This window comes from Streptomyces sp. NPDC092296 (assembly GCF_044755465.1).
Taxonomy (GTDB): Bacteria; Actinomycetota; Actinomycetes; order Streptomycetales; family Streptomycetaceae; genus Peterkaempfera.
Genome location: NZ_JBIVRB010000002.1, coordinates 190,479 through 214,888 on the forward strand (window position 1 = coordinate 190,479; position 24,410 = coordinate 214,888).

Here is a 24,410-nt window from a genome sequence, read left to right on the forward strand (position 1 = left end):
GGAACGGCGCGCGCAACCACGCAGCTTCGTAGCGCGCCGAACGAGTGGATCACCCCCGCCTGGGGTGGTGGTGGGTGGTTGCCGAGGTGAGAGTGCGCCTCGGTGGTGGGATGTACGCGCAGTTCCTCGCGCCCCTGGGCCCCCGGCGGGCGCCGCCCGTCAGTGAGGGCTGAGCAGGGTGTGGAGGGCGTTGGCGGCGGCGCGGGCGGCGCGGGTGGCGCCGACGGTGCTGGCGGACGGGCCGTAGCCGACCAGGTGGATGCGCGGGTCGGCCGTGGCGCGGGTGCCGTCCAGGCGGATGCCGCCGCCGGGTTCGCGCAGGCCCAGCGGTGCCAGCTGGCCGACCGCCGGGCGGAAGCCGGTGGCCCAGACGATCGCGTCGGCGGCGGCGTACCGCCCGTCGTCCCAGGCCACACCGGACTCGGTGATCCGGTCGAACATCGGCAGCCGCTCCAGCGCCCCTAGCTCGCGGGCCCGCCGCACCGCCGGGCTGTCCGTCAGCCCGGTCACCCCCACCACGCTCCGCACCGGCAGCCCGTCCCGTACCCGCTGCTCCACCAGCGCCACCGCCGCCCGCCCCTCCTCGGGCGTGAACGGCGTGTCCCGGAAGACCGGGGGCCGCCGGGTCACCCAGCGGGTGTGCCCCACCGCCGCGACCTCCGCCAGCACCTGGACCGCCGACGCCCCGCCGCCGACCACCACCACCCGCTGCCCCCGGAACTCGGCCGGCCCGGTGTACCGGGCGTAGTGCAGCTGCCGCCCCCGGAACAGCTCCGCGCCGGGGTAGTGCGGCACGAACGGCCTGGTCCAGGTGCCCGTGGCGTTCACCAGCGCCCGCGCCGACCAGCTGCCCGCGTCGGTCTCCACCAGCAGCCGCCCCGCCGCGCCCTCCCGTACGGCCCGCACCCGCACCGGCCGCAGCACCGGCAGCGCGTGCGCCCGCTCGTACGCGGCGAAGTACTCCGGTATGGCGTCGCGGGCCGGTCGCGCCGGGTCGCCGGACGGCAGCGGCAGGCCGGGCAGGTCATGGAAGCCGTGCACGGCCGCCATGGTGAGGGTGGGGGAGCGGTGCCGCCAGGCCCCGCCGGGCGCCGGGTCGGCGTCCAGCACCACGAAGCCGTCGTACGGGGCGAACCCGCGTCGCCGCAGGTGGTACGCGGTGGACAGCCCCGCCTGCCCCGCGCCCACCACGACGACCCCGGTCTCGGTGGCGGGCAGCACCGGGCCGGACACGGGCAGGATCTCTGCGGCGGAAGCGGTCACGCCGGTGGAACACCCGCCGCCCGCTCCCTCTTCCGCCGCCGCGCCCGCCCGCCGCCCGGCGACTACGCTGGCGGGCGGGGGCGCGACCGTACAGGAGGCCCCCATGGCTGCCGATCCCGCCGCCGACCGGGCGGTCCGCGAGCTGTACCGCGCCCTGCTGGAGGGCTGGGACGCCGGGGACGCGCAGGCGGTGGCGGCCCCCTTCGCCGGGGACGGCGAGCTGATCGGCTTCGACGGCAGCCGGTACTGCGGCCGGGAGCAGATCGCCGCCGCCATGGCCGACGCCCTCGCCGCGCAGCCCAGGCCGACCTTCGTGGCCAAGGTGCGCGGGGTGCGGTTGCCCGGCCCGGACACCGCCGTCCTCCAGGCCGTCGCCGGCCTGGTGCCGCCGGGCGGGTCGGACCTCGTCCCGGAGCGCAACGCCCGCCACACACTGGTCGCGGTCCGGTCCGGCGGCGACTGGCGGATCGTGCTCTTCCAGCAGACCCCCGCCCGGTTCCAGGGCCGTCCCGAACTGCGGGAGGGCCTGTCCGAGGAACTGCGGGAGCTGCTGCGCCCCTCGTACGACGACCAGTGACCCGGCCGGCGTGCCGTCAGGCGGGCGTGGGCACCCGGTCCAGGAAGCCGTAGACCGCCCGCAGCCGCCCGTCCTCGGCCGCCACCGCCACGTCGAAGCCGACGACCGGCGCCTCACCGCCGCCGTCCGGCACCAGCTCCCACTGGAAGCGGGCGATGTGGTGGTTGGCGTCCACCTCCCCGGCCAGCCGGAACGAGAAGCCCGGGAACTGCTCCCGCGCCCCGGCGATCACGGCCGCGATCCCGGCGCGCCCGGCCACGTCCGCCAGCGGGTCGGTGTACGTCCCGTCCTCGGCCCACAGCTCGCTGATCGCCTGCTCGCGGCGGGTCGGGTCGGGCTCGTTCCAGACGGCGAGGTAGCGGGTGACGAGGTCCTTGAGGTCGCTCATGGCGGCCCCTCCTTCGGTGTGTGCGGTCCGGGTTGCTGCCGGGTTTCGGCTGCCGGTTTCCTCCGACGGCGACCACACTGCCAGCGCCCGGCGGAGCGGTCGATTACCTCCGACGTCATGACGATCCGGGCAGGTCATAGGGTTGCGCCATGACTGATGAGCGCTTCCCGATCGGCGGAGAGCTGCCCGTGCGCCGACTGGGCTTCGGCACCGGCCGACTGACCGGCACCGGCTACTGGGGCCCGCGCGGCGACGCCGCGCGGGCGGTGGCGGTGCTGCGGCGGGCCGTCGACCGGGGGGTGGAGCTGATCGACACCGCCGACAACTACGGCCCGGACCTCGCGGAGCAGCTCGTCGCCCAGGCGCTGCACCCCTACCCGGCCGGGCTGGTGATCGCCACCAAGGGCGGCGTGGTGCGTACCGGCCCGGACATCTGGCACATCGCCGGGCGCCCGGAGGACCTCAGGGCGAGGTGCGAGGCGAGTCTGCGCCGGCTGCGGGTCGAGACGATCGACCTCTACCAGCTGCACCGGATCGACCCGGCCGTGCCGCTGGCCGACCAGCTCGGCGCGCTGGCCGACCTGCGGCAGGCCGGGAAGATCCGGCACATCGGCCTGGACTCCGTCACCGCCGAGCAACTGGAGCAGGCCGCCGGGATCACCGAGATCGCGTCGGTGCAGAACCGCTACCACCTGCTGGACCGCGAGTCCGAGCCGGTCCTCGAACGCTGCGCGGCCACCGGCACGGCCTTCCTGCCCTGGCACCCGCTGGGCAACGGCACGCTGGCGACCGGGGCGGGCACCGCGGTCGGCGGGCTGGCCGAGCGGTACGGGGCCACCCCCGGCCAGCTGGCGCTGGCGTGGCTGCTGCACCGCTCCCCGGTGCTGCTGCCCACCCCGGGCACCGGCAGCCTCGCCCATCTGGAGCAGAACCTCGACGCGGCCGCGATCTCCCTCACCGACCAGGACCTGGACCTGCTGACCGGACTCTCCACCGCCGCGCAGCCCCGCTGACCGGCGGGCCGGGCCCGCGCCGGCAGTGCGGCCCGTCCCGGGCCGTACGACCCTGCGGGCGGCATCCCCGCAGCCCACCGCAGCCGCCCGCCGAGTGCGCGCAAACGACTGACGTTACCTCACCATGCCTTCTAGGATGCGCATCTGCCATCGCATCGGCAGCGGAACACCGGGGGGACACGTTGGAGCCGGAACTGCTCAGCCTTGCCAACAACGCCGGGACCACGCTCGTGCAGCTCATCGCCACCGACGGCTGGGAGCACGTCAGCGCGGCGCTGACGCGGTGGTGGCACCGGCACCGCCAGGAGGACGCCGACCTGGTGGAGAGTGATCTCGCCGAGACACGTGAGAACCTGGTCGCGGCCGCCTCCGACCCGGTCGCCCTGCGGATGGCCGTGACCGCCTGGCAGCTGCAGTTCCGGTCGCTGCTGGCCGCGGCGCCGCCGGGAGCGGCCGACGAACTGCGCGCCCTGATGGCGAACGGCTTTGTGACACCGACCACCGCTCAGGGCGCGTCCTACACCGGGGATGTGCACATGCGCGCGCAGGCGCGTGACTCCGGCACGGTCAACCAGCTCGGCCAAGGCACCATGAACGTGACCGGCCTGCCGCCTGCCGGGTCCGGGAACTGATGGACTCCGGGCAGGACCGGACGGGCGGCGGGGCCGCGTCCGCCGGGCTGTCCTTCACCACCGTGGTGGGCGGCTCCGGTCAGGCGTTCGTGGCGGGCCGCGACATCGTCTTCCAAGGGCCGGTGCCGCGTGCCATGGCCGCTCTGCCGGCGGCGCCGCCGTATCTGGTCGGGCGGGCGGAGCAACTCGGTGCGCTGACCGACTTCCTGGCCGTCGGCGCCGAGGGCCTCTCGTTCACGCCGGTCGCGTTGGTCTCCGGCTTCGCCGGCAGCGGGAAGACGGCCCTCGCGGTGGCGGCCGCGCGCACAGCCCTCCAGGGGGGCGGGTTCGCCGGGGGCGTGGTCTTCGTGGACCTCGGCGGATACGGCGGGGCCCCACTGGACGGCAGCCGCGCACTGGCCTCCGCTCTCCGGTCGCTGGGCGTGCGCCCGGCCGACCTGGCCGAGTCCGAGGCCGACCGTGCCGGGCTCTACCGCTCGCTACTGCACGAGCGTGCCACCGAGAGCGGCCCCGTCCTGGTGATCGCGGACAACGCCTCCGCCGTCGACCAGGTGACGCCGCTGATCCCCGGTGGCGGCGAACACCGCCTGCTGGCCATCAGCCGGCAGCTGCTGCCGGTCACCGGTGCGCGGACGGTGGTGACCGGGCCGCTGGAACCGGCCGAAGCCCACCTGCTGCTCCACCACGGGGTCGGCAGGGTCGGGCTTTCGCGGTCGGGCACCGTCGAATCGCTGACGCCCCAGACGGTCGGTCCCCTCAATGACCTGGTGGAGCTGTCGGGGTTCCTGCCCGCAGCGGTCATCGCGATCGCCCACCAGTTCTCCCAGGACCCGGGTCTGACCGCCGCCGAGCTCCGCCACCGGCTCCGCTCCGACCTCGATGCCTACCTCGCGGGCGGTCCCGCCGCCGGCCCGGTGCTGCCGGCCGTCCGCCACGGCTTCGACGATGCCTATCTGCGGCTGGGGCCGGAGGCTGCGGCACTGCTGCCGCTGCTGGCACTGGTGAACGGGCCGGACTTCACCACCCGTCAGGTCGGCTGCCTCGCGGAGCCGGAGTGGGATGACATCCGCGCCAGGCTCGCGGCGCTCGCCCGCGCCCATCTGCTGGTCGAGGAACCGGTCGGCTCCGACCGCTGGCGGCTGCCCGCGCACGCGCGCCGGGAGGTGGCGGCACTGGCCGGTCGGCTTCCACGGACCGTCCGCGAGAACGCCCAGCAGCGCCTGCTCGACGAGTACGCGCGGATGGCCCGGACGGCTGCGGAGGACATGCGGGGCACCACGGGCAGCTGGCCCACCGAGCTGCGCATAGCGCGCGCTGCCGCGCAGGAGTGGCTCGACCGCGAGCGCCCCAATCTCACCGCCGCCGTGTCGGCGGCCGTGGAAGCCGGGCTGGACCGGCACGCCGCGGCCCTGGCCGTCCCGGTGGCGCAGTTGCTGGTGTACCGCCGCTTGCTGGACGACCTGGCAGCCTGCACCAAGGCCGGGCTCGCGGCAGCGGCACGCTGCGGTGACCGTGCGGCGGAGGCCGAGCTGACCCAGTCGCGCGGCATGTGGCTGCGCGACACGGGGAAGCCCCAGGAGGCACTGGCTGCGTTCGAACGGGCACGCGGCATCTTCACGGAGATCGACGACCGGAAGGGCCGGGCCAAGGCCCTCGGCAACGTCGCCAACATCCACTACGACCTCGGTGACCTCGACCGGGCCTACACCTCCTATCGGGACGTCGCGTCGGAGTTCCACGAGTTGGGCGACTCACGCCTGGAGGCCCAGTGCCTGAAGAACGCGGGCAACGCACTGGTGGCGGCCGAACAGCTCGCACCCGCCCTGCGCTGCTTCGAGGACGCGCTGGCGATCTGCAAGGCCCGCACGGACCTGAACGCCGAGGCGGAGGTGCACAACGCGCTCGGTGAGGCACTGCAACTGGCCGGTCGGCCCCGAGCGGCCCTGGAGCACTACGATCGCGCCGCCCGCATCGGTGAGGCCGTCGGGGACCCGGCGCTCCAGGGAGCCGCGCTCGCCGGTGCCGGCGTGGTGCTGGCCCTCGGCACCCGACGCGAGCGCCACCGGGGGATCGCGCTCATGGAACGCGCGGTCGGGATTCTGGAGGACTCCGGGGACCGCCGACTGCTGGCCCTCGTCTGCCACCAGGCCGGACTACTGCTCTATGAGAACCACAACTACGCCCAGGCGTTCGAGTACTTGCACCGCTCCGGCCTCATCTACCTCTTCGAGCTGGACGATACCGCTGCGGCGGGCGACGCCATGGGCCTGATGGATGCGGCCAGGCGCGCGAAGGAACAGCAGGGCCTGGCCAAGCGACTGCTCCCCGGGCCGGCCCGCCGTGGCCACACGCCTGCCTCGGACGTCGCACCCGCACGGATAGTCTCCGTCCGTCAGCCGCAGCGGGAAGCGAGCGGCGACTGAGCGGGCGGAGCGTGGGCTGACACCCCGGGGCCGCCGGGCGGGGGCGCCGCTCAGGCTTCCGCCGAGAACTTCTCCCAGGCCGACTGCCTGGTGACGCCGAGGGCGGTGCCGATCCGCGTCCAGGAGACGCCCCGCTCGCGGAGCCGGTGCACCAGGGTCTGGAGGCTGCCGTCGACCTGCGCGCTCACCAGGGCGATACGCGGCAGCCGCTGGAGGATCTGCTCGTCGGGCATGTCCTCCCAGGCGGGGATCTCGGGGGCCCCGGCCGCCGCGCCGAGCAGGTCGTTGCAGGCGCCGACGCAGGCGTCGCAGATGTAGACGCCCGGACCGGAGATCAGCTTCGCCACGTCGGCCTCGGCCTTGAGGCAGAACGAGCAGTGGACGGCAGTCATGGAGACACCCCCTGGTTCGCTGGTTCTGTCAGGCTGACCCTGCCCCTGACCGTGCTGCCACGGTGACACTGTCAGGGTCAGCCTGACAAGACCCGCGCGTCCGGCCGTCCGGGTCAGACCAGCCCCAGGCCGTCCGGCCAGGGGTGGTGGCGGGGTTTGTACAGGTAGGCGATGCCGCCGGAGCCGGAGCGGACCGCGCCGGTGGCGTCCTGGCGCCGGGTGCGCAGCCAGACGTCCGCGAACTGCCGCCTCGGATAGACCCGGCGGACCGCCGCGTCGGTAGGCGCCGCCGGGTCGTTGGCGACCACGTCGCCGCTGGCGGTGAAGCCGACGACGGCCATCAGATGCCCCGCCGTGCCGTATCCGGCGCCGTCCAGCTCCTCGGCCAGGAACGACTGCGAGGTGATCACCGGGATGCCCGCCCGGATCAGCCGCTCGACCTCGCCCAGCGAGCGCAGCCGGGTGACCAGCGCGTCCAGGCCGTAGCAGGCGGCGTACGCGGCGTTGAACGGCCAGTTGCCGCAGCCCTCGTACAGCTGGTCATAGGTGCGGCGCGCCGCATGGCAGACCGCCGGGTCCGCGTAGCCCGGATCGACCCAGGCCAGCTCGGCGGGGGTCGGTCGGCGGCCCCAGTACTCGATCACCATCTGCGAGGAGGCCGGGCTGCACCACGCCTCGCCGCCGCCGTCGTACTCCGGGTACCGGCCCCGGTGGACCTCCTGCGAGTAGCGGGGTACGGCCAGCTCCACCGCCGGGCCGCCGAGCTCGCCGGCCGGCACGGTGCAGCGGTCCGGCAGGTCGGAGGCCAGCACCCCGAGCCGCCGCACCCGGGGGCCGCCGCTGCCAGGGCGGCGGTGCAGGGTGACCCGGACCCGGTAGGCGGTGATCCGCACCCCGGAGGAGCGGTCGCCGATCGCGACGGTGTCGGTGGACACCGCGCTGTACGGGTCGGCCTGCCCGCCGACCGAGGTGCGGCGGATGTCGGTGTCACCGGCCGCCCAGCGCCCCAGTACGTACCAGGGGCTGGTCCCGCCGGTGCTGTAGCGGCCCCGCAACGCCACCTCGATCCAGCTGCCCGGCGGAGTGTCGGCGTTCCAGGAGGTGACCAGCTCGCTCGCGCCGAAGCCGGGGCGGTACTCGGGGGAGGTCCAGGTGGCGTACTCCCACTCGGCGGTGGCGCCGGTGTACGGGTCGGTGTACGGGACGATGCCGGCCGGCCGGTCGACGGCCAGGCCGACCGGTCCGCCGTCGGGGGCGGCGGGCGTGATCCGCACTCCGGCGGGGGTGCCGGTGAGCCAGTCGCGCCGCCGGGTCCAGGCTTGGTAGTCCACGGGAGCAGTCTCCGCCGTCCGGCCGCCCCCGGGCCCGGCGGCGCGCGCGGACCGCGCGGCGGTGGTGACGGCGGCGGTGGTGACGGCGGCGAGCACCCCGGCGAGGGCGGTACGACGGGACGGCGCGGCCATGGCGGCTCCCTGCGGCAGGCGGAGGTGACGGTCCCTCACTCTGCTGCGCCGCCGCCCTGCTTGCCAGCGACCACGGCGGCGTGTCCGGCCGCCGGTCGGTGACCGTGCGGATCGCTAAGGTGACTACTTGTGAACGATTCCGTGCTCCGCCGTACCGCCCTGCTCGCCGTCGCCCTGCTGCCCGCCGTCGCCCTGCCCGCCGTCGCCCTGCCCCCCGCGCACGCGGCGCCGCCGACCTCCCGTCAGGCCGCCTTCCGGGCCGCCGCCGAGCGCTACGGGGTGCCGGAGCGGCTGCTGCTCGGCGTCTCCTACCTGGAGTCCCGCTGGGACGCCCACGCCGGGCGGCCCAGCGTCGGCGCGGGCTACGGCCCGATGCACCTCACCGACGCGCCCGCCGCCCTGGCCGCCCTCCCGCAGCGGCCGGCCGGCGACGGGGACGGCGACGGGGACGGCGACCCGCGCGGCGACGACGCCCGACCCCGCACCGCCGCGCCCACGCCCCCCGCCGCGCCCGCCGCCCCGGCGGCCGTCCCGGCCCGGCTGCGGACCCTGGAGCGGGCCGCCGCCCTCACCGGCCTGCCGCCCGAGGCGCTGCGCACCGACCCGGCCGCCAACATCGCCGGCGGCGCCGCGCTGCTGGCCGACCTCCAGCGGCGGGCGCACCGCCGGGCGAGCGCCGACCCGGCCGCCTGGTACGGCGCGGTGGCGGGCTACTCCGGCGCCGCCGACCGGGCGACCGCCGACCGGTTCGCCGCCGAGGTGTACGGCCTGCTGCGCGGCGGCGCGCACCGCACCGCCGACGACGGCACGGCGGTCACCCTCCCGGCCGGTGCCGCCCCGCCGCCGCCGGCCGCCGCTCCGGCCCGGGACGCCCCGGTGACCGACTGCCCGCCCGACCTGCCCTGCGACTGGCAGCCCGCCCCGTACCAGCGGCTCTCCGACCCGGCCCGGCCGGGCGGCCCAGCCGACCCCGACAGCCCGGCCCCCGGCAGTCCGGCGGACCCCGAGGACCACGGGAACCACGACCTGGCCGACCGGCCGGTCTCGCAGCGGATCGACTACATCGTGCTGCACGACACCGAGGGCGACTGGGACACCGCGCTCAAGCTGGTACGGGACCCGGCCCGGCTGGGCTGGCACTACACGATCCGCTCCGCCGACGGCCGGGTGGCCCAGCACATCCGCACCAGGGACATCGGCTGGCACGCGGGCAACTGGGACGTCAACGCCCGCTCGATCGGCATCGAGCACGAGGGCTTCCTGGCCCGGGGCGGCGCCTGGTACACCGAGGCGATGTACCGCAGCTCGGCCCGCCTGGTGCAGTACCTCGCCGACCGGTACGGCATCCCGCTGGACCGCCAGCACATCCTGGGCCACGACAACGTCCCCGGGCCCACCGCCGAGGCCGTCGCCGGGATGCACCTGGACCCCGGGCCGTACTGGGACTGGGCGCACTACTTCGAGCTGCTGGGCCGCCCCTTCGACCGTACGGCGGACGAGGGCGGCGGCCTGGTCGTCATCCGGCCCCGCTACGACGGAAACCGGCCCGACTACACCGGCTGCGACGGGCCGGGGACGGCCTGCCCGCCGCAGGGCTCCTCGGCGGTCACGCTGCACACCGGCCCGAGCGCGGACACGCCGCTGGTCACCGACATCGGCCGGGGCCCCGGCCCGGCGACCGACGCGGTGGACGACATGGGCGACCGGGCCTCCACCGGGCAGCACTTCGCGTTCGCCGGGCGGCAGGGCGACTGGACGGCGATCTGGTACCTGGGGCAGCGGGCCTGGTTCCACGACCCCGCCGACCACCCCACGGCGCTGTGGGCGCAGGGCGAGGTGGCCACGCCGCGCGCCGGCCTGGCCGACATCCCGGTCTACGGCCGCGCCTATCCGGAGGCCGCCGCCTATCCGCCGGAGGTGCCGGTGCAGGAGGTGGCGCCGCTGGCGTACCGGCTGCCCGCCGGACAGCGGTACGCGGTCGGGGGCGCGGTGCGCGGCCGGTACACCTGGTCCAAGAGCTTCGACCCGGCCGGGCACCGGGTGGTGACGGGGCGCAGTTGGTACTACCAGATCCAGTTCGGCCACCGGATCGCCTTCGTCCGGGCGGACGACGTGGACCTGGCCTCCTCGCGGCGGTCCGGCTGAGACCGGCCGGTGCCGGTCGCGCGCCGTTTACGCGGTCGCCGTCCCCGGGCTACGTTGCCTGCGCATGACATGCGATCCGGAGCAGCCGCCGGAGGTACGGCACGGCCTGTCCGCGCGGTCCGGCTTCACCCTGCCGGGGGACCTCTGCGGTCCGGGCCGCTACTCGGCGCGCGATGTGGTACTGCCCCGGGGGAGGGTCCGGCAGAGAAGGAGAGCACACATGCGCATTCTGGTCTCGGCGGACATGGAGGGCGCCACCGGCGTCACCTGTCCGCAGGACGTCGCCCCCGGCAGCGAGCAGTGGCAGCGCTTCCGCCGGATGCTGACCTCGGACACCAATGCCGCGATCGAGGGGTTCCTCGCGGCCGGGGCGGACGAGGTGCTGGTCAACGAGGCGCACTCGACGATGCGCAACATCCTGCTGGAGGAGCTGGACCCCAGGGCCGCCATGCTCTCCGGGCGGCACAAGCCGCTGGGCATGATGGAGGGCGTCCTCCAGGCCGACGCGGTGGCCTTCGTCGGCTACCACACCGGCAGCGGCGAGCCCGGGGTGCTCGCCCACACCTATCTGGGCACCGGACTGCTGCGGCTGCGGATCAACGGCGAACCCGCCTCCGAGGGCCGGCTGAACGCACTGCTGGCGGCCGAGGCGGGCGTCCCGGTGGTGCTGGTCACCGGCGACGACCTGACCTGCCGGGAGGCGGCCGAGTGGGCACCGCACGCCCGTACCGTCGCGGTCAAGACCTGCGTCAGCCGCTATGCGGCGGTCTGCCTCCCGGCCGTGCGCACCGCCGGGCTGATCCGGGAGGCCGCCGCCGGCTCGCTGCGGCCCGCCGGGCGGCCGCAGGCCGTACCGCGCGGACCCTGGCACTTCGAGCTGGAGTTCGTCGCCACCCAGCTGGCGGACGCCTGCACCGCCGTGCCGACGGTCGAGGCGGTCGGGCCGCGCGCGGTGGCCTTCACCGCCGAGCGGATGTACGACGGCATGCGCTGCTTCCGGGCCCTCACCCAGCTGGCCACCGCCGCCCGGGAGCCCGGCTTTGACTGACGCCGACGATCCGGAGCCCGCCGAACCCGCCACCCACACCGGGCCGGCCGCCCGGCTGCTGGCCGCCGCCCGGCAGCGGGAGGGCGGGATGCGGCGGCGGCTGGCCGAGCTGGTGGCGCTGGAGTCGCCGTCCGGGGACGCCGCGCGGCTGGACCGGCTGGCGGCCGAGCTGACCCGGGGGCTGGAGGCCGCCGGGGCCAAGGTCGAGCAGCGGGCCGGCCCGCACGGCGACCACCTGGTGGTCCGGCGGGACGGTGTGGCCGCCCGGGGTCATCTGCTGCTGCTCGCCCACCACGACACCGTCTGGCCGGCCGGCAGCCTGGCCGAGCTGCCCTACCGCGAGCACCTGGACGGCACCGCCACCGGCGCCGGGGTGTTCGACATGAAGGGCAGCCTGGTGGTGCTGGAGACGGCGCTGACGCTGCTCGCCGACCTGGGGATGCCCTGCGCGCTGCCGATGGTGGCGCTGATCCTCGCCGACGAGGAGGTCGGCAGCCCCGACGGCGGGCGGCTGGTCGCGGAGCAGCTGGCCGGCGCGGCGGCCGCGCTCGGCCTGGAGCCGCCGCACCCCGACGGCGGCCTGAAGACCGCCCGGCGCGGCTCCACCCGGGTCCGGCTGGCGGTCACCGGCCGGGAGGCCCACGCGGGGCTGGACGCGGCACTCGGCGTCTCCGCGATCGACGAGCTGACCGACCAGCTGCTGCGGCTGCGGCAGCGGATCGGCGCCCGGCCGGGCAACGCCGTCAACGTCGGCCGGATAGCGGGCGGCACCCGGGCCAATGTCGTCGCCGGGCACGCCGAAGCGGAGCTGGGGCTGCGCTTCACCGAGGCCGACGCCGAGCGGGAGGCGCTGCGGCTGCTGGCCGAACTGCCGCCGTACCGGGCGGGGGCCCGCATCAGCGCCGAGGTGCTCTCCCGGCGGCCCGCCTGGCAGCCGAGCCCGGACGGGGCGCTGCTGGCGCACGTACGGCGGCTCGGCGCGGGCCTGGGGCTGCGGCTCGGCGGCGGACCGGCGGGCGGTGCCGGGGACAGCAACTGGCCGGGCGCCGCCGGGGTGCCCACCCTGGACGGCTTCGGGCCGCCCGGCGGCGGGGCGCACGCCCGGGGGGAGCACATCCGGCTGGACGGGCTCGCCCCGCGCGCCGCGCTGCTGGCCGCCGTGCTGGCCGCGCCGCTGCCGCGCGCCCCCGGCGCGCAGCGGGGCGCGGGCGCCGGCGCGGGGGGCCGTGGGGGGGATCTGGGGGCGTGACGGGGTTGCCCGCCGAGGGCCGGGGGCATCCATTGCCGACGTGGCAACCCCGCCCGGCGCCCCGGCGCGCGCCGCCCCGGGGAGGCCGCCCGCGCGGCGCCGGCGGGCGGCAGCGCCGGACAACCCCACGGAGGTTCCATGACCAGGCCCGTCCGCCCCGGCCGCCGGGGCGCCGCCGCCCTCGCCGCGCTGCTCGCCGCCACCGGCTGCGGCGGCGTCGGCAGCCAGGGGGACGCCGCCGCGCCGGCCGGTTCGTACAGCGTCGCCCTCACCGAGCCGGACCACCTCACCCCCGGCAACACCGCCAGCAGCTACGCCATCGACGTGCTGAACGGCCTCTTCGACACCCTGGTGGTGCTCGACCCCAGGGACGGCCACCCGGTGATGCGCGCCGCCGAGTCGGTCACCTCCCCCGACCAGCGCAACTGGACGATCCGGCTGCGCTCGGGCCAGACCTTCCACAATGGCGAGCCGGTCACCGCGCAGAGCTTCGCCGACGCCTGGAACGCTGCCGCGTACGGCCCCAACGGCTGGGCGAACAACTCCTACTTCGCCCCCATCGAGGGCTACCGGGCGCTCAATCCCCAGGGCGGCGCCGCCCCCCGGGCCAGGACGCTCTCCGGACTGCGGGTGGTCGACGACCGCACCCTGGCCGTGCGGCTCAGCGCGCCGTTCAGCCCGTTCCCGATGACCCTCGCCTACACCGGCTTCGCCCCGCTGCCCCGGGCCGCCTTCACCGACCCCGCCCGGTTCGACGTCCACCCGATCGGCAACGGGCCCTTCGCCATGGACGGCGACTGGCAGCACAACCAGCGGATCACCCTGCGGAAGTACCCGGGCTACCGGGGTCCGCGCCCCGCCCGCGCCGCCGGGGTGCAGTTCCGGATCTACGCCGGGAAGGACACCGCCTGGACCGACTTCCAGGCCGGCCGGGTCGACTTCCTGGCCAACGTCCCGCCCGCCCACCTGCCCCGGGCCCGGCGGCTGCTCGGCGACCGGCTGCGCGCCACCCCCACCGGTACCGTGGACTACCTGGGCTTCCCGGCCTTCGACCACCGCTTCGCCGACCCCCGGTTGCGCAGGGCGTTCTCGATGGCCATCGACCGCCGGGCGATCGTGGACGCCGTCTTCAACGGCGCCTACCGGCCGATGGCCTCGCTGCTGCCGCCCGGCATCCCGGGCCACCGCGCGGACGCCTGCGGGGCGGCGTGCCGCTACGACCCCGCCGGGGCCAAGCGGCTGTTCGACCAGGCGGGCGGGTTGAAGGGCCCGCTGGAGCTGTGGTTCTCCAACGCCGACCCCTCGTACGAGCAGTGGATGACCGCCGTCGCCAACGAACTCAAGCAGAACCTCGGCATCAGGCAGATCACCTTCCGCAAGGTTCCCGCCGCCGACTACCTCTCCGCGCTCTCCGACCGGAAGGTGACCGGCCCGTTCCGCACCAACTGGGTGATGGACTACCCCAGCGCACAGGACTACCTCCAGTACCTCTGGGGCGACGGCAACCGGATGGGCTGGCACAACCAGCACTTCCTGGACCTGCTGAAACAGGCCGCCGCCGCCCCCGGGCTCGCCGCCTCCGTCCCGCTCTACCAGCGGGCCGAGGACATCGCGCTGGCCGAGCTGCCGATGGCCCCGCTGTGGAACTGGACCGCGTACTCCGCCGCCTCCGCCCGGCTGCGCGGCGTACAGGTCGACGGCTACAGCTCGCTGCACCTCGACCGGGTGAGCGTGGCGTAGATGTGGCGCTACACCGCACGCCGGCTGCTCCAGGCCGTCCCGGTCTTCCTGGGGGCCACCTTCCTGATCTACGCCCTGGTCTTCGCGCTGCCCGGCGACCCGGTCCGGGCCCTGGCCGGCGACAAGCCGCTCGCGCCGTCGGTGCTGGCGGCGCTGCACCACCGCTACCACCTGGACGAACCGCTGCCGGTGCAGTACGGCCGGTACCTGGCGGGGCTGGTCCGCGGCGACCTGGGCCAGACCTTCACCGGCCAGCGGGTGGCCGACCTGCTGAGCGACCGGTGGGGGGTCACCGCGCGGCTGGCCCTCACCGCCTGGGCGTTCGAGCTGGTCTTCGGCATCGCCCTGGGCGTCGTCGCGGGCCTGCGGCGCGGCCGGGCGGTGGACACCGCCGTACTGGCCGGCACCACGCTGGTGATCGCGGTGCCGGTGTTCGTCGTCGGCTACACCGCGCAGCTGCTGATCGGGCTGGAGTGGGGGCTGCTGCCCACCGCCGGGACCGACGCGGGCTGGCCGGTCGGCTATCTGCTGCCCGGCATGGTGCTGGGCTCCTTCGGCCTCGCGTACGTCGCCCGGCTCACCCGCACCACGCTGATCGAGAACCTGCACGCCGACTACGTCCGCACCGCCACCGCCAAGGGCCTCGGCCGCACCCGGACCGTCCTGGTGCACACCCTGCGCAACTCGCTGATCCCGGTGGTCACCTACCTGGGCGTCGACTTCGGCTCGCTGCTGGCGGGCGCGGTGGTGACCGAGGGCATCTTCAACCTGCCCGGCGTCGGCCAGCAGGTGTTCCAGTCCATCCAGCTCAAGGAGGGCCCGGTGGTGGTCGGCGCCACCACCGCCCTGGTGCTGGTCTTCCTGCTGGTCAACCTCGCCGTCGACCTGCTCTACGGCGTGCTGGACCCGAGGATCCGCCATGAGTGAGCCCACCACGCTGGACCCGGTCGCCGCGCCGCTGCCGGAACCGCCCCCCGACGACGGCGACTCGGCCCGGCGGCGCGGCGGCGACGCCTGGTACGAGCTGCGCCGCCGGCCGCTCTTCTGGACCTCGGCCGCGATCCTGGCGCTGGCCGGGGTGATGGCCGCAGCCCCCTCGCTCTTCGCCCGGCTCGCGGCGGACGAGCGCTGCGACCTGCTGCGCGCCAAGCGCGGGCCGGCGGACGGGCACCCCTTCGGCTTCGACGTGCAGGGCTGCGACTACTGGTCGCAGGTGGTGCACGGCGCCCGGCCGAGCCTGGTGGTCGGCACGGCGGTGACCCTCTTCGCGCTGGCGGTCTCGGTGGTGCTGGGCAGCCTGGCCGGATACTTCGGCGGCGCGGTGGACGCGGTGGTCTCCCGGCTCACCGATGTCTTCTTCGGACTGCCGTTCGTCCTGGGCGCCACCGTGATCCTGGTCGCCTTCCCCGGGCACGGGATGTGGGCGATCACCCTGGTGCTGGTGGCGCTCGGCTGGACCACCATGACCAGGATCATGCGCTCCCAGGTGATCGCCGTCCGGGAGGCGGACTACGTACTGGCGGCGCGGGCGCTGGGCGCCGGACACCTGCGGGTGATGACCCGCCACATCCTGCCCAACGCCTTCGCCCCGGTCTTCGTGGTGGCGATGCTCAACGTGGGCAATGTCATCGCGGGCGAGGCCACCCTGGACTACCTGGGCGTGGGCCTCCAGTACCCCACCGTCTCCTGGGGCCTCCAGCTGAACACGGCCCAGGACTTCTACGCCGACCACCCGCATCTGCTGGTCTTCCCGGCGCTCTTCCTCTCGGTGACGGTGCTCAGCTTCCTGCTGCTGGGGGACGCGGTACGGGACGCCCTGGACCCCCGGCTCCGCTGAACGGTCGACGGGTGCCCTGCCACGCGTACGGGGCCGGCCGCTGCCCCGGGGCCGGGGCGTGCCGGGGCGGTGTCGGCGGGGGCTGGCATGCTGGGGCGTGTGAGTGAGCCCCTCGACATCCCCGCCGCTGCCGACAGCCCCGCCGCCGCTGCCGTGACCGCCGCCGCGCCGGAGTACGTACTGCCGCTGGTCGTCCACCTGGAGAAGGAGGAGCCGCCCGGCCGCACCGACGCGCTCCAGACCGCCGCCCGAGCCGTGCTGACCCTGCTGGCCGACCCGCGCGCGACCGGCGCCGGTGAATGGGCCGCGGTGGTCGAGGCATGGCAGGACGCCCGCATCCGCAAGGTCGTCCGCCGCGCCCGGCGGGGGGAGTGGCGGCGGGCCGAGGCGCTGCCCGGCATCACCGTGACCGGTACGGCGGCCGAGGTGCGGGTCTACCCGCCGGTACCGCTGGACGGCTGGCCCAAGGACCTGGCCAAGCTCCAGGTCTCCGGCACCGACCTGGACGACCCGGCCCCGCCGCCCGCCCCGGCCCCGGGCGCACCGGTGCTCTGGCTCAACCCCGGGCTGGAGATGACCGCGGGCAAGACCATGGCCCAGGCCGGGCACGCCGCCCAGCTGGCCTGGTGGGAGCTGACGGCGGACCAGCGCGCCGCCTGGGCCGCCGCCGGCTTCCCGCTCGCCGTCCGCACCGCCGACCCGGCCGACTGGCGGCGCCTGACCGCGAGCGGCCTGCCGGTGGTCCGCGACGCCGGCTTCACCGAGATCGCCCCCGGGCTGACTGTCGCAGTGGAAGGAGGCGAGCGCTACTGCCCCCTCCCGCGCCTACGACGCCCGTGACGCACCACCCTGCCCCCAACACGGCAACGCAGCAGGTTGGCTCCTGAACGCTGCGTGAGCGAGCCTTTTCCAGCCGTCATGCCTCGCATGGAGGCTGGAAAGCCCACTGTGCAGAATGTTTCCGAATCGATCAAAAAATGGCAAAAACGAGAAGCGAATGAACATCTTTTCATGCGCGATAGATCATTCCGATCGGACTATTGACATAATCTCAATATCTGGCTACGATCGCGCTTTCGCTGGCCCGTGAAAGGATGCAATAGTGGCGTTGGAGTCCGGTGGTGGCGTGATCGGCTCGAAGAGTGTCCTCGTCCGTAAGACGGACCCCGTTCCTCCGGTGGAGCTCCTGCTTGAGGCCGCTACCAGGGCGCGCCTCCTGGCCTGTCCCCTGACAACCGACTTAGGGCCCGCCGACGGCATCGCCTTCGAGGATGCGGTGGGGCTGGTGCTGTCCGCATCACCCGTCCTTCCGGTACTGTCCGACCCTGACCTGGCCATGGTGGCCAGGATCGCTGACGACGACCCCGACCAGGCCGACGAACTGCTCGCCGGCGTCGTGGCCCTGCGCAAGGACCTGGCAGCCCAGGCCACGCAGCTCGGCGACACCCGGCTCAGCGGCCAACTGGACGCCTCCGTGGCCGCGGCGGTCCAGTTCGACGCCGACGCCCACACCCTGCCCGAGCCGGACGACACCGACCTCGACACCGTCATCGACGCGGTGAACCAGCACGTCGCGCGAGTGAACAACGCGCTCTCCGAAACGGCAGCCGCGGTACCCGCCAAAGTCATCCATCAGTCGATGCTCCGCGTGCTGCGCACCAGCGCCCCGGCGGTGCCGGTTCGCCGGCCTTCGGGCGACGCGGAGCCGTTCATCCGCAGGGCCACGGAGGCCGAGGCCCTCATCAGGTTGTCCACCAGCGGCAGCACGGCACGGAACGCGGCGATCACGCTGGCGGGCCGCCTCTACTGGCAGGACGAGGCGTTGCGTCAGGCCCTCGATGAGGAAGTACGAGCGGCCGCCGTCCCGGAGCCCACCAAGTCCTTCCTCGGCGGGTCCCAGCCGGCCCAGGGCGCGGTAGACGTCTCCTCGGTCATCGCCGACACCCAGCGAAGCTATCTCGGCTTCTCGCTCGGAGTGTCCCAATGGATCGGTGACGCCTGCGCGCAGCTGCTCACGTCGCCCTCGCCCGTCGTCGCCGGCTCCCCGGCTGTTCCCCAGCGCACGGTCGCCGCCTACAGTCCGCTTCCGCCCTTCGCCGGCGCCTTCGGCGGCGTGGCTTCCCCCGGCAACCGCATTTTCGACCCCGAGCTGGGCGAGGACCGAGAACTCACCGACAGGGAAAAGACCATCAGGGACTGGGGGGTCGGCGGCTTCTTCGTCGGATGGGTCGGCCTGGGCACGGTGAGCACGATCGGGACCGCCCCCATCGGGGGAGCGGGCGGACTGGTCGGAACCGTCGCCGGCGGGGCCATCGGAACCGTTGCCGGGATGAAGCTCGGTGAGTGGAAATACGACTACGGCTACGGCGGCATGTTCCTGCGGGCCGGAGAGGCCGTCTCCGCGTTCACGAACCCCGTCACGGCCGTCCACTACATAATCTTTGGGTCACAGATCCGGTAAAATGGAAAAGCGCCGGCGATAGCCCTCTCCGCACTTCCCGGCCGGCCTGGACCGCGCCGCGCACACCATTCGCGCGGGCTTCTTCCAGGACCGGGTGTTCGGCTGGGATCTGTCGCTCGCTGCGTCGCGGGCCGCCGTATGCCCCGTCGCTGCCATGTGAGCTGCGCCGTCCGTCATGCGCTGCCGGTCGACCCGCTCCCGCCCCAGCCGTCCCCGGCACCCTGTACCCGGCCCGGCCTCGCCCGCGCGTACCCGCGAGCGAGGCCGGGCCGGGTACGCCCGCAGGTACCCGCGGGCCGAGCAAGCAGGCACCGCAGGGGGTGCGGCCATCCGCAGGCGCGGCCACCGCCCGCAGCCGCAACGCTTCCTGTGCCGACGGCGACAAGTGCCGCACGTCCCCCGTCACCGCGGCGGCCGGGTCGTGGGGCGTACGGGGAGCGCCCGGGGCGGTCGGGGGGCGCTCGGCGGGGGCACGGTCGGGCGGTCACGCCGGGGAATGAGGCCGTTACCACGCGCAACCCCTAGCCTGCCGTCAGACGGTGGGGCGGGCCGGGGAGGCGGGCATGCGGATGGCAGGACGGTGGCGGGGCCGAGGGCGGACGCCCAGCGGGAAAGACGGCGCGGGGCGCAGCAGCGAGGAGCTGCTGTTCGGCGGCCCGCTGCGCTATGAGAGCGGCTGGTCGCGGCATGAGTTCGCCTGGATGGGGATGTCGTTCCTGGCCATGGCGCGGCGCCTGCCGCGTACCGCGCTCCAGTCGTTCGGGCTCGCCTGGGCGGCCGACCGGCGGGCCCTGGTGGCGGTACTGGTGGCGGAGACCGGTCAGGGTGTGTCCCGGGCCTTCGGGCTGCTGGCGACCAACCTGGTGCTGGTGAAGCTGTTCGCGGCCGGTCCCACCCCGGACCGGGTGCGCGCCGCCCTGCCGTCGCTGGCCTGGGTGGCGGCGGCGGGCGCGCTCGGGGCGCTGCTGGCGGCCTGGTCCACCGCTGCCACCGGCTCGCTGGAGCCCAAGGTGGCGCGGCTGGCCACCGTGCGCTACCTGCGGCGGGCCGCGCGGGTGGAGCTGGCGGCGGTGGAGGACGCGGAGTTCCACCGGCTGCTGGACTCCGCCCAGTTCGGCGCGGACGCGGCCCGCCGGATGGTCGGCCACAGCGTGGGCGTGCTCAACGCGCTGCTGGCCCTGGTCGCGGCCGGCGGCGTACTGACCGTGCTGCACCCGGTGCTGCTGCCGCTGCTGGTGCTGATCGCGCTGCCCAGGGGCTGGGCGGCGGTGCGCACCGCGCGGCGCCGGTACGGGTCGTTCCTGGCCTGGCTGGAGCACGAGCGTGCCCGCCGGCTGCTCTCCGAGCTGATCACCAGTCGGGAGGCCGCCCAGGAGGTGCGGGTGCACGGCGCGGGCGGCTTCGTCCTGGACCACATCGAGCGGATGGCCGCCAGTGCGGAGGCCGAGCAGACCCGGCTGGCCCGCGCCGAGGCGGTCACCGGTGTGACCGCCTCCGCCCTGGCCGGGGTCGCCGCCGCGGCCACCTACCTGGTGCTGGGCCTGCTGCTGGTCGGCGGCGGCATGCCGCTGGCGATCGCCGGCACCGCCGTACTGGCCATCCGGACCGGCACCGCCGACCTGGGCTCGCTGGTGATGCAGGTGAACATCCTCTACGAGCAGGCGCTGTTCTTCCAGGACCTGGAGCGGGTCAACGAGGAGGCGGAGCGCCGGGCCATCCCGGTCGGCGGCGCGGACGTGGCGGCCCGGCCGCAGTTGGTCCGGGTCGAGCAGGTCGGCTTCGCCTACCCGGACCGTGAGCAGCCCGCCCTGCACGGGGTGAGCCTGATCCTGCGGCGCGGCGAGATCGTCGCGCTGGTGGGGGAGAACGGTTCCGGCAAGTCCACCCTGGCCAAGCTGCTGGCCGGGCTGTACCTGCCCACCGCCGGGCGCATCCTCTGGGACGGCGTGGACATCACCGAGCTGGACCGCGCCCAGTTGTTCGACCGGGTGGCGCTGGTCTCGCAGGACTTCCACCGCTGGCCGTTCACCGCCCGGGTGAACGTCGCCATCGGGCGGTCCGAGGCGCTGCCCCCGGCCACCGACCCGGCCGCCGGGGACGCCCGGCTGGAGCACGCCGCCCGGCAGGCCGACGCCCGGCCCGTGGTGGACGGGCTGCCCAAGGGCTGGGACACCCTGGTCGCCCGGCAGTTCTCGGGCGGCGTACAGCTGTCCGGCGGACAGTGGCAGCGCCTCGGGCTGGCCCGCGCCCACTACCGGGCGGCGCCGCTGCTGATCTGCGACGAGCCCACGGCGGCGCTGGACCCCAAGGCCGAGATCGAGACCTTCGAACGCATCCGCAGCCTGGCGGACGACGGCCAGAGCGTCGTCCTGATCACCCATCGGCTGGCCTCCGTCCGGCACGCCGACCGGATCTACGTCCTCTCCCAGGGCCGCCTGGTCGAGGAGGGCACCCACGCCGAACTGCTCGCCGCCGACGGCCACTTCGCCGAGCTGTACCACCTCCAGGCCGACCAGTACCACCCCACCCCGGTCCGGGCCGAGCCCGTGAACCCCTGAGCGCCGCCGAGCACCGGCGGACTGTCAGTGGCGGGTGCGAGCATCGCTGCCATGGCTGACACCACCTTCGACTGGCGGTCCTTCCCGGCTCGGTGGCCATGGGGGGCGGTGAGTGCCATGCGGTCATCCGTGCGCCGTGATCGGCGGGGCGGTGGTGGGGGGCGGGGTGAGGTAGCCGAGGAGTTCGCGGGCGGCCGGGCCGAGGCGGTCGTCGGCGGGGACGGCGGCGGAGACCTGCCAGGTCCGGGGCTCGGGGCAGTCCAGCGGGACGGCCCGCAGGCTCGCCGCCTGCTCCTTGCGGGCGTACGGGAGCGGGACGACGGCGATGCCCAGCCCGTGGCGGACCAGGTCGATCAGGCTGTGGACGTCGTTGACCTCCAGGGCGACCTGCCGCTCCGCACCCGCCGAGGCGAAGGCCCGGTCGGTGACGCCCCGGGAGCCCCAGTCGGGGTGGAAGTCCACGAACACCTCGCCGCTCAGCTTGCCGCAGCCCACCCGTTCGACGGTGGCCAGCCAGTGGTCGGCCTGGCAGAGCACCACCATCGGCTCGCGGAGCAGCGGCAGCAGCCGTACGCCCTCCGGTGGCTCCCCGCACAGCGCCACGAACGCCAGATCGAGCCGCCCCGCCGCCACATCCCCCACCAGCGCGGCGGAGCCGGCCTGCCGCAGCCGCACCTCGACCCCGCCGTGCTCGGAGCGGAAGCGGGCCAGCAGCGCGGCCACGTCCACCCCCGCGACGCACTGCTCGATGCCGACCGAGAGCGTGCCGCGCAGCAGCCCCTGCACGGCCGCCACCGCCTCCCGGGCGGCCCGCACACTGGCCAGCGCCCGGACCGCGTCCACCAGCAGCGCGCGGCCGGCGCCGGTCAGTTCGACACTCCGCGTGGTGCGCATGAAGAGCGGCGCGCCCAGCTCCCGCTCCAGCGACCGGATGGACGCGGACAGCCCCGACTGGGAGACCATCAGCCGCTGTGCCGCCCGGGTGAAGTGCTGCTCCTCCGCGACCGCGACGAAGTACTCCAGATGCCGCAACTCCATGATTGTGCAGCCTAGTCGATCAATGCCTTCGATTTCTTCTATTGGACGCGCGGCCGCCCGCGCGTGAGGCTGGAAACGTGTGCTCGACCGGAGCGCACCGGCACTGAGAAGGGCGTGAAGACCATGCAGACCCGCCGTATCGGTGACGTCGAGGTGAGCGCGATCGGGCTCGGCGGCATGCCGATGTCCATCGAGGGACGCCCCGACGAAGCGCGTTCGATCGCCACCATCCACGCAGCGCTCGACGCGGGCGTCACCCTCGTCGACACCGCCGACGCCTACCATGAGCACGCCGACGAGGTGGGCCACAACGAGTCGCTGATCGCCAAGGCGCTCGCCTCCCACCCCCGGGGCTCCGAGGTGCTGGTCGCCACCAAGGGCGGCCATCTGCGGCCCGGCGACGGCTCCTGGACGGTGAACGGCTCCCCCGAGCACCTCAAGCGGGCCTGTGACGCGTCGCTGGCCCGGCTGGGGGTGGAGGCCATCGGCCTGTACCAGTTCCACCGGCCCGACCCGAGCGTCCCGTACGCGGAGTCGGTCGGCGCGCTGCGCGATCTGCTGGACGCCGGCAAGATCCGGATGGCCGGCGTCTCCAACGCCGACCCGGAGCAGATCCGGCTGGCCAATGACGTGCTGGGCGGCCGACTGGTCTCGGTGCAGAACCAGTTCTCGCCGGCCTTCCGGTCCAGCGAACCGGAGCTGGAGCTGTGCGACGAGCTCGGCATCGCCTTCCTGCCGTGGAGCCCGCTCGGCGGCATCTCCCAGGCCGGCGGCCTGGGCTCCACGCACGAGGCGTTCGCCCGGGTGGCCAAGGCCCACGACGTCAGCCCGCAGCAGGTCTGCCTGGCCTGGATGCTGGCCAAGTCGCCGGTGATCGTGCCGATCCCCGGCTCCAGCCGCCCGGAGACCGCCCGCGACTCGGCCGCCGCCGCCGACCTGGTGCTCGACCCCGCCGAGCTGGCGGAACTGGACGCCCGCTGACCCGGGCGGCGACCGGACCGGGCGGGCGGCGGCCCGCCCGGTCCGGTGCGTGAAACCGCCGCCGCCGGGCAGGCGTGCGGAGCACGGGCCCGAGCGGATGGCTTCCGGCAGCCGCGCCCCGGTCGGCAGCCGGACCGCCGCGCCGGGCGGACCGGACGTACGCGGCTTGGACGTGCGCCACGGCCCGGACAGCACGCCCTGGCTCGGACGGACACCACGGCTTGGAGGCACACCATGGCCGAGCACCGCATCCCGACCGGCGGCACCGCCCTGGTCACCGGCGCCTCCCGGGGCCTCGGACTGCTGATCGCCCGCGAACTGGCCGACCGGGGCTGCCGGCTGCTGATCTGCGCCCGGGACGCGGCCGAACTCGACCGCGCCGCCGACCGGCTGCGTTCACGCGGCGCCGTCGTCACCGCACTGGCCGTGGACATCACCGCGCCCGGCGCCGCCGAGCGGCTGGTCACGGCCGCGTACGACCGCTACGGCAGCCTGGATGTGCTGGTCAACGACGCGGGCGTGATCCAGGTCGGCCCGCTGGAGGCGATGCGTGAGGAGGACTTCCGCGCCGCGATGGAGACGATGTTCTTCGCCCCGCTGCGGCTGGTGCTCGCTGCCCTGCCCCGGTTGCGCGCCGAGGGCAGCGGCCGGATCGTCAATGTCGCCTCGATCGGCGGCCGGATCGCCGCGCCGCACCTGCTGCCGTACGACGCGGCCAAGTTCGCCGTCACCGGCCTGTCCGAGGGGCTGCGGGCCGAGCTGGCCGGGACCGGCGTCAGCGTGACCACGGCGGTGCCCGGCCTGATGCGCACCGGTTCCCACCTGGCCGCCGAGTTCTCCGGCCGGTCGGAGCGGGAGTACGCCTGGTTCGCCGCCGCCGCGTCGATGCCGCTGCTGGCCATGGACGCCGAGCGGGCCGCCGCCGCCATCGTCCGGGCGGCCGAGCACCGGCGGCCCGAGGTGGTGCTCACCCCCGCCGCCCGGCTCGCGGTACGGCTGCACGGCCTGGCCCCGGCCACCACCACCCGGGCACTGGGCCTCGCCGCCCGGCTGCTGCCCTCGGCCGACGGCGGCACCACCCGCAACGTACCCGGCGCGGCCGCCGCCCGCAGCCTGGGCTCCCGGCTGGTCGGCCGGCTCACCACGCTGGGTGACCGGGCGGCCCGCCGCCACAACGAGCCCGCCGCCTGAGGCCGGTCCGA

General features: G+C 75.0%; 20 protein-coding genes. 15 read left to right on the forward strand and 5 right to left on the reverse strand.

The window, feature by feature from the left end:
* Positions 1 to 159 precede the first annotated feature (159 nt).
* On the reverse strand, positions 160 to 1,263 hold the full coding sequence (locus ACIQGZ_RS08550; RefSeq protein WP_402600167.1) for an FAD-dependent oxidoreductase: 1,104 nt from the start codon (positions 1,261 to 1,263) through the stop codon (positions 160 to 162).
* Between the two features lie 103 nt (positions 1,264 to 1,366).
* Here ACIQGZ_RS08550 and ACIQGZ_RS08555 point away from each other — a divergent pair, with 103 nt between their 5' ends.
* Positions 1,367 to 1,840, forward strand: coding sequence for an SgcJ/EcaC family oxidoreductase (locus ACIQGZ_RS08555; RefSeq protein WP_402600169.1), 474 nt, complete (start codon positions 1,367 to 1,369; stop codon positions 1,838 to 1,840).
* 16 nt (positions 1,841 to 1,856) lie between these two features.
* Here ACIQGZ_RS08555 and ACIQGZ_RS08560 read toward each other — a convergent pair whose 3' ends face one another.
* On the reverse strand, positions 1,857 to 2,228 hold the full coding sequence (locus ACIQGZ_RS08560; protein WP_402600171.1) for a nuclear transport factor 2 family protein: 372 nt from the start codon (positions 2,226 to 2,228) through the stop codon (positions 1,857 to 1,859).
* A gap of 149 nt (positions 2,229 to 2,377) precedes the next feature.
* Between ACIQGZ_RS08560 and ACIQGZ_RS08565 the strand changes: the two genes are divergently transcribed.
* The 3 genes from ACIQGZ_RS08565 to ACIQGZ_RS08575 all read left to right on the forward strand — a co-directional run bounded on the left by ACIQGZ_RS08565 (position 2,378) and on the right by ACIQGZ_RS08575 (position 6,296).
* Positions 2,378 to 3,241, forward strand: a complete 864-nt coding sequence (locus tag ACIQGZ_RS08565) for an aldo/keto reductase (RefSeq protein WP_402600173.1) — start codon at positions 2,378 to 2,380, stop codon at positions 3,239 to 3,241.
* 182 nt (positions 3,242 to 3,423) lie between these two features.
* A complete protein-coding gene (locus ACIQGZ_RS08570) occupies positions 3,424 to 3,873 on the forward strand; it encodes a hypothetical protein (RefSeq protein WP_402600175.1) in 450 nt (149 codons plus the stop codon).
* Positions 3,873 to 6,296, forward strand: a complete 2,424-nt coding sequence (locus tag ACIQGZ_RS08575; protein WP_402600177.1) for a tetratricopeptide repeat protein — start codon at positions 3,873 to 3,875, stop codon at positions 6,294 to 6,296. Before ACIQGZ_RS08570 ends, ACIQGZ_RS08575 begins: the two co-directional genes overlap by 1 nt.
* 50 nt (positions 6,297 to 6,346) lie before the next feature.
* Here the strand turns inward: ACIQGZ_RS08575 and ACIQGZ_RS08580 are convergent, their stop codons facing one another.
* Entirely contained in the window at positions 6,347 to 6,688 is a 342-nt protein-coding gene (locus ACIQGZ_RS08580; protein WP_402600179.1) for a ClpX C4-type zinc finger protein, read from the reverse strand.
* Positions 6,689 to 6,801: 113 nt separating this feature from the next.
* Positions 6,802 to 8,151, reverse strand: coding sequence for a C39 family peptidase (locus tag ACIQGZ_RS08585; protein WP_402600181.1), 1,350 nt, complete (start codon positions 8,149 to 8,151; stop codon positions 6,802 to 6,804).
* A gap of 129 nt (positions 8,152 to 8,280) precedes the next feature.
* Between ACIQGZ_RS08585 and ACIQGZ_RS08590 the strand changes: the two genes are divergently transcribed.
* From ACIQGZ_RS08590 to ACIQGZ_RS08630, 9 genes are all read left to right on the forward strand, one after another.
* Complete coding sequence (locus tag ACIQGZ_RS08590) at positions 8,281 to 10,296, forward strand: N-acetylmuramoyl-L-alanine amidase (RefSeq protein WP_402600183.1); 2,016 nt, start codon at positions 8,281 to 8,283, stop codon at positions 10,294 to 10,296.
* Between the two features lie 220 nt (positions 10,297 to 10,516).
* A complete protein-coding gene (locus ACIQGZ_RS08595; protein WP_402600185.1) occupies positions 10,517 to 11,344 on the forward strand; it encodes a M55 family metallopeptidase in 828 nt (275 codons plus the stop codon).
* Entirely contained in the window at positions 11,337 to 12,593 is a 1,257-nt protein-coding gene (locus ACIQGZ_RS08600; RefSeq protein WP_402600188.1) for a M20/M25/M40 family metallo-hydrolase, read from the forward strand. The genes ACIQGZ_RS08595 and ACIQGZ_RS08600 overlap by 8 nt, the downstream gene beginning before the upstream one ends.
* A gap of 138 nt (positions 12,594 to 12,731) precedes the next feature.
* The gene (locus tag ACIQGZ_RS08605; protein ID WP_402600190.1) at positions 12,732 to 14,333 is read left to right on the forward strand and encodes an ABC transporter substrate-binding protein; all 1,602 of its coding nucleotides are present in this window, start codon (positions 12,732 to 12,734) and stop codon (positions 14,331 to 14,333) included.
* Positions 14,334 to 15,260, forward strand: a complete 927-nt coding sequence (locus ACIQGZ_RS08610) for an ABC transporter permease (RefSeq protein WP_402600192.1) — start codon at positions 14,334 to 14,336, stop codon at positions 15,258 to 15,260.
* Positions 15,253 to 16,170, forward strand: coding sequence for an ABC transporter permease (locus ACIQGZ_RS08615; protein ID WP_402600194.1), 918 nt, complete (start codon positions 15,253 to 15,255; stop codon positions 16,168 to 16,170). Before ACIQGZ_RS08610 ends, ACIQGZ_RS08615 begins: the two co-directional genes overlap by 8 nt.
* A gap of 87 nt (positions 16,171 to 16,257) precedes the next feature.
* Positions 16,258 to 17,010, forward strand: a complete 753-nt coding sequence (locus tag ACIQGZ_RS08620) for a peptidyl-tRNA hydrolase (RefSeq protein ID WP_402600196.1) — start codon at positions 16,258 to 16,260, stop codon at positions 17,008 to 17,010.
* A 262-nt stretch (positions 17,011 to 17,272) separates the two neighbouring features.
* Positions 17,273 to 18,631: a hypothetical protein gene (locus ACIQGZ_RS08625; RefSeq protein ID WP_402600198.1), complete on the forward strand. Its 1,359-nt coding sequence runs from the start codon at positions 17,273 to 17,275 to the stop codon at positions 18,629 to 18,631.
* 563 nt (positions 18,632 to 19,194) lie between these two features.
* Positions 19,195 to 21,189, forward strand: a complete 1,995-nt coding sequence (locus ACIQGZ_RS08630) for an ABC transporter ATP-binding protein (protein WP_402600200.1) — start codon at positions 19,195 to 19,197, stop codon at positions 21,187 to 21,189.
* Positions 21,190 to 21,312: 123 nt separating this feature from the next.
* Here ACIQGZ_RS08630 and ACIQGZ_RS08635 read toward each other — a convergent pair whose 3' ends face one another.
* Positions 21,313 to 22,227, reverse strand: a complete 915-nt coding sequence (locus ACIQGZ_RS08635) for a LysR family transcriptional regulator (RefSeq protein WP_402600202.1) — start codon at positions 22,225 to 22,227, stop codon at positions 21,313 to 21,315.
* Positions 22,228 to 22,350: 123 nt separating this feature from the next.
* Between ACIQGZ_RS08635 and ACIQGZ_RS08640 the strand changes: the two genes are divergently transcribed.
* Positions 22,351 to 23,208 carry an aldo/keto reductase gene (locus ACIQGZ_RS08640; RefSeq protein ID WP_402600727.1) on the forward strand — a complete coding sequence of 286 codons (858 nt, stop codon included), beginning with the start codon at positions 22,351 to 22,353 and terminating at the stop codon, positions 23,206 to 23,208.
* A gap of 234 nt (positions 23,209 to 23,442) precedes the next feature.
* Complete coding sequence (locus ACIQGZ_RS08645; protein ID WP_402600204.1) at positions 23,443 to 24,399, forward strand: SDR family NAD(P)-dependent oxidoreductase; 957 nt, start codon at positions 23,443 to 23,445, stop codon at positions 24,397 to 24,399.
* Positions 24,400 to 24,410 lie beyond the last annotated feature (11 nt).

Coding starts and splice junctions, on each gene's coding strand:
- ACIQGZ_RS08615 (WP_402600194.1), top strand. CDS start 15,253: ATGAGTGAGCCCACCACGCTGGACCCGGTCGCCGCGCCGCTGCCGGAA.
- ACIQGZ_RS08560 (WP_402600171.1), bottom strand. CDS start 2,228: ATGAGCGACCTCAAGGACCTCGTCACCCGCTACCTCGCCGTCTGGAAC.
- ACIQGZ_RS08555 (WP_402600169.1), top strand. CDS start 1,367: ATGGCTGCCGATCCCGCCGCCGACCGGGCGGTCCGCGAGCTGTACCGC.
- ACIQGZ_RS08635 (WP_402600202.1), bottom strand. CDS start 22,227: ATGGAGTTGCGGCATCTGGAGTACTTCGTCGCGGTCGCGGAGGAGCAG.
- ACIQGZ_RS08595 (WP_402600185.1), top strand. CDS start 10,517: ATGCGCATTCTGGTCTCGGCGGACATGGAGGGCGCCACCGGCGTCACC.
- ACIQGZ_RS08610 (WP_402600192.1), top strand. CDS start 14,334: ATGTGGCGCTACACCGCACGCCGGCTGCTCCAGGCCGTCCCGGTCTTC.
- ACIQGZ_RS08585 (WP_402600181.1), bottom strand. CDS start 8,151: ATGGCCGCGCCGTCCCGTCGTACCGCCCTCGCCGGGGTGCTCGCCGCC.
- ACIQGZ_RS08630 (WP_402600200.1), top strand. CDS start 19,195: ATGCGGATGGCAGGACGGTGGCGGGGCCGAGGGCGGACGCCCAGCGGG.
- ACIQGZ_RS08605 (WP_402600190.1), top strand. CDS start 12,732: ATGACCAGGCCCGTCCGCCCCGGCCGCCGGGGCGCCGCCGCCCTCGCC.
- ACIQGZ_RS08640 (WP_402600727.1), top strand. CDS start 22,351: ATGCAGACCCGCCGTATCGGTGACGTCGAGGTGAGCGCGATCGGGCTC.
- ACIQGZ_RS08575 (WP_402600177.1), top strand. CDS start 3,873: ATGGACTCCGGGCAGGACCGGACGGGCGGCGGGGCCGCGTCCGCCGGG.
- ACIQGZ_RS08645 (WP_402600204.1), top strand. CDS start 23,443: ATGGCCGAGCACCGCATCCCGACCGGCGGCACCGCCCTGGTCACCGGC.
- ACIQGZ_RS08580 (WP_402600179.1), bottom strand. CDS start 6,688: ATGACTGCCGTCCACTGCTCGTTCTGCCTCAAGGCCGAGGCCGACGTG.
- ACIQGZ_RS08565 (WP_402600173.1), top strand. CDS start 2,378: ATGACTGATGAGCGCTTCCCGATCGGCGGAGAGCTGCCCGTGCGCCGA.
- ACIQGZ_RS08620 (WP_402600196.1), top strand. CDS start 16,258: ATGCTGGGGCGTGTGAGTGAGCCCCTCGACATCCCCGCCGCTGCCGAC.